The organism is Nitratireductor sp. GCM10026969 (genome assembly GCF_042660605.1).
Lineage (GTDB): Bacteria > Pseudomonadota > Alphaproteobacteria > Rhizobiales > Rhizobiaceae > Chelativorans.
Map to the genome: position 1 here is coordinate 1 of NZ_JBHSUM010000333.1, position 584 is coordinate 584.

Consider the following 584-nt stretch of genomic DNA (forward strand, 5'->3'; position numbering starts at 1 on the left):
GCGGCGTCGGCCAGCGCGTCGAGCGTGCCTGCATCCGCGAAGCCGGAAACATGTGCGCCGGTGGCGGCGGCGATCTCGCCTGCCAGGACACGACCGCCCGTCTGCCGCTGCCGCTCCACCTGGAGGCCGGCCTTGCCGGAAAAGCCCAGCGCCTGCTCCTTCAGCGCCTCGCCGTGAAGCTGGCGCACCTCCTCGTAGCCTTCCAGTCCCAGCCGCTTGGCGAACCGGGTCATCGTCCAGGGTTGCACGCCGGCGCGGCGGGCCTGTTCGCGCATGGAAAGAAGCGCCACGTCGCCCGGGTTCTCAAGCACGTAACGCGCGGCCGCACCCATCTGCCCGGGAAGCGTTTCCACGGAACGGGTGATGCGGTCGGTCAGAGCTGCGCGGTCCATGGGTGTATCCTAGACGCGGTCGCCGAGGCATGCAACATATGTTGCATGCCGTGCAACATATGGAGGATATAGCGATGGCCAAGGATCCGGAGCGGCAGATGCAGGCGGTCGCCCTCGCGGTCGCGCCCAATGGCGGGCGGCGAACCAGGGCCGATCACCCCGCCCTGCCGCAGACCGCCGAGGAGCTGGCCG

Annotated in this window: 1 protein-coding gene and 1 pseudogene; one reads left to right on the top strand and one right to left on the bottom strand. The window is 69.5% G+C overall.

Features of this window, described 5'->3' with window-relative positions; genetic code table 11:
• A partial coding sequence (locus ACFP9U_RS25350; protein ID WP_378625674.1) for a MurR/RpiR family transcriptional regulator occupies window positions 1-392 on the bottom strand: 392 nt, incomplete at its 3' end.
• Window positions 393-490: 98 nt separating this feature from the next.
• On the opposite strand from ACFP9U_RS25350, the pseudogene ACFP9U_RS25355 reads away from it, so the two are divergent.
• Window positions 491-584, top strand: a pseudogene (locus ACFP9U_RS25355) (3-keto-5-aminohexanoate cleavage protein); the annotation flags it as partial.